The sequence below is a fragment of the Hymenobacter bucti genome, from assembly GCF_042681145.1.
In the GTDB taxonomy this organism is placed as follows: domain Bacteria; phylum Bacteroidota; class Bacteroidia; order Cytophagales; family Hymenobacteraceae; genus Hymenobacter; species Hymenobacter bucti.
The window spans coordinates 333956-340452 of the sequence record NZ_JBHUFD010000005.1 but is presented as its reverse complement, the minus strand read 5'-3'; the positions used below and the strand labels follow the sequence as shown (position 1 = coordinate 340452).

The following is a 6497-nucleotide window of genomic DNA, read 5'->3' as shown; positions in this document are numbered from 1 at the left end:
TGCCCCATCAGTGGTTGCGCACCCCAAAGCCCAGCACCTGCCGCGCGGTGGTGTCGCGAAACGTGACTTCGAGCAGCACCGGCGGCGGGCGCCGTGCTGAGTCGTTGGCGAAGGAAAAGCGGTAGAACCACGGCTCGGGCCCGCCGCCCTCGCTCAGCCAGGTGCCTAGCTTGTATAGCTCTACGGCCGGCCCGCGCTGCTGCCCTAGGTGCCACAGCGGCTGCGTGGCTGCTGCAAATGCTGCCGGGCGCAGCGTATCGCGCACCTCGGATGCTAGGCGGCGGTAGGCGGCCGGGTAGTCCGCGCGCAGCACTTCTGAAAGGAAGCGGCGCGCCACTTGCGCCTGGGTAGCCCTGGGTGCCGGCTGAAAGCTGAAGGCGCTCACCAAGCTTAGCAATGCCGCGCCGGCGCCAAGCCACGGGGAGAAAGAGCGAACGCGTGGCAACGGAAAAGGCATGAGTAGCTCAGAAAAACAGGGATACGCACTACCAACTGCCACCGAGCAATCGGTAGTGCGTGCCATGGTCCGCTATTCTACCACTACGCGGCGCACCGCATTTAGACCAGGGCCAGTGAGGTGCAGAATATACACCCCGGCTGCCAGGTTAGCAGTCGAAACTGCTGCCTGATTGCGCTGGCCCGGCGCTAATGCCAGGCTCTGGGAGAATACCTCCTGGCCCATACTGTTATAAAGTATCAGAGCGGCCTCTGTGCGAATGCCTGCGCCACTGAACTGTACGAGTAGGGGCGTGGCGCGGGCCACGGGTACGGGGCTCACTTGCAGGGCGTAGCCGGCCGTTTGCTCACGGGTGGCGAGGGGCAGCGGCGTGACGGTGATGGTCGTGTGAATCACGTTGTTGCTACGGTTGCTGTCGTCGAGCGCCAGCAGCGGGTCGGCCACAAACAGCACGTAGTAGCGCCCGCTCGCCGTGGCGGCGGGCACCGTAAATGTGCCTTCCACAGTGGCCGAGTAGCCCGGCTGCACCGGCGCCACGGGCGTGCGACCCATCAGCACGTCATCGGCGCTAAAAACCGGGTCGGCCGAAAGGTAGTAGCCCACGGCGGTGGCGTCGGCCAGGCCGGCGCCAAGGTTATACACGTAGCTTTCGGTGGTGACCAGGCTGCCCGCCACTGCTTGCCGGGGCGTGAGGTAGGGCGTTTGCTGCCAGGCCACGTCGGGGCGGGCGGCCGTAATGGCTAGAGCCACGGCCTGCACGTTGTTGGTTTCGTTGGTTTCGGCAAAGTCGTTCAGGTCATCCACCGCTCCCAGTAAGTAGTAATTGCCCGGGGCAAGCGTAGGCGGAACAACTGGCTTGCTGGAGCCATCGATATAGTAGCTGGGGTAAGCGGTGTTGCGCAGGCGCCCGCCTCCGATAAGGATATCGTTGCTGCTCAGCTGCGCGTCGGTGGAGAGATAAAACCCGACACTGGGGGTAGCGGCGGGCGTCGAGCCCGCGTTATTTACATAGTAGCCAAGATTAAGAACCGCGCCGGCCGACGCCTGGGCCGGGAGCATATTGGGCTTGAAGGTCAGCGTCAGGTCGAGCACCGGCACCCCGACTTGGAGGGCCACGGCCGCCACGTTGTTCGTCTCATTGGTTTCGGCTATTTGCTGGAGGGGGTCGGCCACAGCCAGCAGGTAGTACGCCCCTGGCGCCGTGCTGGCCGGCAGAAAGGGGCTGTACAGGTCCGACACATCCATTACCTGGCTGGCGCCCCCCGCCAGCAGCGTGCCTTGCTGCGACCGGAGCGGCAGCGGCACATCGTCGGCGCTCAATTGGTTATCAGTCGAGAGAAAATAGCCTACCCCCACGGGGTAGGCCTGCGTGGTGCCTAGGTTAGCCAGCGTGTAGCGCAGCACCAGCGGCGTGCCGGTGGCCGGCGGGTAGGCGCTGGTATAGCGCAACGAGCTAATGGTGAGGTCAATAACGGGCACCGCAATGTCGAGCGCTATTGCCACCAGGTTATCGGTTTCGTCGCTCTCGGCGAGCTGGTTGCGCGGGTCAGCCACCAGCAGTAGGTAGCGCTTGCCCGGCGGCGTGCCCACCGGAACAGTGAGCGTGCGGCTGATGGGGAGGCTGTAGTTCGTGAAAGCCCAAACGAGGAGCGGCCCCACCGGCAGCTGGTCCAGCAGCACGTCGTCGGGGCTCAGCGTGGCATCGGCCGAGAGGTAGTAGCCCACCCCCACCGAGTCGACCACGCTGCTGCCCTTGTTCTGCGCCGAGCACCGCACATACAGGCTGCCGCCCGCCATCGGCTGGGTAGGGGCCACGGTGCGCGTGCTTTCAAACCCGACATTAGTAGTGGGTGGCACCACGGTTAGCCGCTGCGCAAACACGTTGTTTTGCTCATTGTCCTCAATAACCTGGTCGTCGTAATCGGCCACGCTCAGCAGGTAGTAGGTACCTAGGGCGGTGCCCGGGGGCAGCGTCAGCTCGGTCTGCGCCACGATGTATTTATCGATGAGGGCCATTTCGGCCGGCGCCGTGCCCAATAGCGCATCATCGGGGCTCAGCGTGGCATCGGCCGAGAAGTAGTAGCCCATCTGCGAGGCAATGGCTACCGTGCGGCCCAGGTTCTGAACCCGGTTTTTGACGTAGAAAGGCATGCTCACCGTCACTGGCCGGGGCGCCGGGGCGCTCACGTCCGTGAGGGCCAGGTCTACGCGCGGGGTTTGGGCCAGTACCGTGAGGGGCGCCGCGGCCGTGTTATTGAGGTAGCTGATATCGTTGAGGGCGTCCGGTATTGCTTCGCAAAGCACGTAGTACGTCCCCGGCGCCGTGCCCGTCGGCACCCGCAAGCTGAGCTCGTTAAACGTCCAGTCGCCCTGCGCCAGCGACCAGGTACTGGTGCCCAGCGGGACATCACCGTAGCCCGCCACGTTGTCGGTCGACAGCAGATAATTGAGGCGGTAGGAGTTGAGCGGGCCGCTTAGGTTAGCGATGCGGACCTCGGCCGTGAAAGAGTCGTTGGTCGGCACGCCTGTGGCCGAGAGGCGCAGGCTTTGCGCCGCCAGGTCGGTCGGCGGCACGCCCGTAACGCAACTGATGGCCGCCGCCATGCCCCGCCGGGCCTGCCCGCCGTAGCTCGCCAGCACGATGGTGAGGGCGCCCGTGCTGCCAGTGGCATACACCGTGGGCAGGCCGTGGTAAAACCGGCCGATGTAGGGCGCGTTAGTATCGAGGCCATCGTATACGGTGACGCTGCTGCGCACGCTATCCAGCTCCAACAAGCTAAAAGCCAGCTTGAGCTTGCCGCCCGCCGTGCCCGGCCGCAGCGTTACGCTGCCCTTGGCTTCGGTATCGTAGAGGGCGTCGGGGCCGCCATCGTCGTAGAGTGTGCCGGTGCAGGTGGTGTAGCTGGCCGTGCCCGCCACGGGTAACAGATAATTCTGCGCGCGCAGCCGGGCCGGTTGCAGCACCAGAATTGTTAATAATAAAAGATAAAGAAAAGTAGAAATTTTCATGCAATACCGTTAATTATCAATAAAATGAGTAGCTATAGGGTGAAGGTAATAGTACCAAATAAAAAACGCTCGCTATTCCAAGAATAGCGGGCGTCATACCTAAAAGCAGTCGGTAGCGGACCTAGGGCTTACTTATCTTCCTCTTTCGGCACCAGCACGAAGACGTCCTCACCGGGGCGCTTCATGAGGTACTTTTCACGGGCGAATTTTTCGAGCAGCGCCGGTGAGCTCAGTAGCTCGGCGCGGTCGTGCTGCACGGCTTTGATGCTCGACTCGTAGTACTCCTTTTCGTTGCGCAGTTCTTGCCACTTGCGGTACATGTCATACTGCTTGCCGAGGTCGTTGCCGTCGAAGAGCAGCATCCACACCACGAAGGCCACGCCCGTGAGGAAGTAGAAATTGCGCAGCACGCGCAGCAAGGGAAAGAGGAAAGCCGGAGGACGCATAGCCAATAAGAAGAGCGGATGACAAAGCTAAGCAAAAAAGAAGGCCCTGCTTCGGCTAGCGAAACAGGGCCTTCCTAGGTAGCAGCCAGCGGCTACTTACATTTTCTTACCGGGGAAATAAGCCATTTCGCCCAGCTCTTCCTCGATGCGGAGAAGCTGGTTGTACTTGGCCATCCGGTCCGAGCGCGAGGCCGAGCCGGTCTTGATTTGGCCGGTGCTCAGGGCCACGGCCAGGTCGGCGATGGTCGAGTCCTCGGTCTCACCCGAGCGGTGGCTCATGATGGACTTGTAGCCGTTGCGGCGACCTAGGGTCACGGCGTCGATGGTCTCGGTGAGCGTGCCAATTTGGTTTACCTTGATGAGAATGGCGTTAGCAATGTGCTCATCAATACCGCGTTGCAGGCGCTCTACGTTGGTTACGAACAAGTCGTCGCCCACGAGTTGGATTTTCTTGCCCACCTGGTCGGTGATGCTCTTCCAGCCCGCCCAGTCGTCCTCGGCCAGGCCGTCTTCGATGCTGATGATGGGGTATTTCTTGGTCCAATCGACCCAGTAGCTCACCATTTGCTCGGGCGTCAGCTTGTCGCCGCTGCTCTTCTTGAAGTGGTAGTGGCCGTCTTCGAAGAACTCCGAAGCCGCGGGGTCGAGGGCAATCATCACCTGCTCGCCGGGCTGGTAGCCGGCCTGCTCGATGGCTTGCAGTACGATTTGGATGGCCTCTTCATTCGACTGAATGTCGGGGGCGAAACCGCCCTCGTCGCCTACGTTGGTGCTGTAGCCCTTCTTCTTCAGCACGCCCTTGAGGGTGTGGAAGATGTCGGTGCCCCAGCGCAGCGCTTCGCTAAACGAGCTGGCGCCCACCGGCATTACCATGAATTCCTGGAAGTCAATCTTGTTGTCAGCGTGCGAGCCGCCGTTCAGGATGTTCATCATCGGCACGGGCAGCGTGTTGGCGCCCACGCCGCCTACGTAGCGGTACAGCGGCTGGCCCAGCTCCTGCGCGGCAGCGCGGGCGGCGGCCAGGCTCACGCCCAGAATGGCGTTGGCGCCTAGGTTGCCTTTGTTGGCGGTGCCGTCGAGCTCGCGCATGATTTTGTCAATCAGGCCCTGCTCGTATACCGAGAAGCCTACCAGCTCTTCGGCAATCTTCGTGTTCACATTTTCAACGGCTTTCAGCACGCCTTTGCCCTGGTACATGGCCTTGTCGCCATCGCGCAGCTCTACGGCTTCGTGCACGCCGGTGCTGGCGCCCGAGGGAACGGCGGCGCGGCCTACGACACCCGAGTCGGTGGTTACGTCAACTTCGATGGTCGGATTGCCACGCGAATCAAAAATCTGGCGGGCGTGAATGGCTGCGATGTAGCTCATTTTTCTGGTGATGAGGTGAAGAACCTATGAGTGTTGGCCTGCGCCGCCATAAGCGGCGAAGCCAGCCGGGCAAAGGTAATGTCAGGCACCTAGCTAATCCACTGTCGCCAGCCCGGCCAATATTTTTCGCAGTTGCGCAAATAATTCCTCGTTGCCGTTTTGCTGGTAATAGCCCAGGGCGACTTCGTAAGCCGGCAATTGACCTAGGAAGGCCTGCACATTGGCCGCCGTGATGGCCTCGAAGTGCCGGCCGTAGCCGCGCTGCTCAATCTCGGCCGCGTTTAGCCACTGCTCAAACTGGGCCGGAATGGGCACCGCGCACACTGGCTTGTGCAAGTACACGGCCTCCGAAATCAGCGAAAACCCGCCGTTGGTGAGTACCGCCCGGCAGCCCGCCAGCTCCGCAATAAAGCCAGCTTCGGAGAAGGGCCGCAACAGCACGTTGCCGTGCGCCTCATCCTTGTTAAAGCCGTAGACCCGAAATTCCTGGTCGGGCAACTGCTGCAAAATCTCGACCAGGTCGGTTTGGTTGGTGGCCGTTTGGTACACTAGCACGTAATCGCCTTTGGTCGGCTGCGCCGCCTGGATTTCGGGCCGGATAATGCTGGGCACCAGCGTGGTGCGCTCGGCGTAGCGCGGGCGCAGCGGCAGGTCAAAAAACGTAGTAATAAGATAATGCTTGGCACGGGGCAGCTTGGCGCGCACCAGGTAGCGGGCCACGTCGAAGTGCTCTTCCTGCTCTTCGGGCACCGCCACGTCGAGCTGCGCCCGGCTGATTATCTGCATGTTGTCGATGCTGATAACCGGCACGCGCAGCAGCTTGGCGTAGAGGTAGCTAAACGACTCAAAATCACTAACCACAACCTCGGCCCGGAAGCCGTGCAGCAGCTGCCGGTACTGCCGAAAGTTGGTGCGCAGCGCCTCGGGTGCCGTGCGCAGCGTAAGGCCGATGGTGCGCAACTTTGACACCGCCAGCTCCTTATACGCCAGGTGGAAGCCCTGAATCTCCAGCACGCGGCCCGGAAACGTTTTATCTAGCAGCGTAAACGCCCGCGAGCTGCTGACCACCCGCACGTCGTGGCCTTCGGCTAGCAGCCAGGCAATAATGACTTTGCTGCGCGTGGCGTGCCCTAGGCCCTCGCCGGGTACGCCGTATAAGATGGTCATGGAGGAGGAGAACTGAGTGGTAGCTGCAAAAGAACACCCAGTACGCTAAA

General features: G+C 61.8%; 5 protein-coding genes. All 5 read right to left on the bottom strand.

Annotated features, from left to right (window positions below; all coding sequences use genetic code 11):
• Nucleotides 1-7 precede the first annotated feature (7 nt).
• Nucleotides 8-457: a hypothetical protein gene (locus ACFSDX_RS13545; RefSeq protein WP_382314377.1), complete on the bottom strand. Its 450-nt coding sequence runs from the start codon at nt 455-457 to the stop codon at nt 8-10.
• Between the two features lie 72 nt (nt 458-529).
• Nucleotides 530-3466: a CARDB domain-containing protein gene (locus ACFSDX_RS13540; RefSeq protein ID WP_382314375.1), complete on the bottom strand. Its 2937-nt coding sequence runs from the start codon at nt 3464-3466 to the stop codon at nt 530-532.
• Nucleotides 3467-3594: 128 nt separating this feature from the next.
• Complete coding sequence (locus ACFSDX_RS13535) at nt 3595-3912, bottom strand: FtsB family cell division protein (protein WP_382314373.1); 318 nt, start codon at nt 3910-3912, stop codon at nt 3595-3597.
• A 96-nt stretch (nt 3913-4008) separates the two neighbouring features.
• Nucleotides 4009-5280 (bottom strand): phosphopyruvate hydratase, encoded by a 1272-nt coding sequence (gene eno, locus ACFSDX_RS13530; protein WP_382314371.1) that lies wholly within the window; start codon nt 5278-5280, stop codon nt 4009-4011.
• Between the two features lie 93 nt (nt 5281-5373).
• Nucleotides 5374-6447, bottom strand: a complete 1074-nt coding sequence (locus ACFSDX_RS13525) for an MJ1255/VC2487 family glycosyltransferase (RefSeq protein WP_382314369.1) — start codon at nt 6445-6447, stop codon at nt 5374-5376.
• Nucleotides 6448-6497 lie beyond the last annotated feature (50 nt).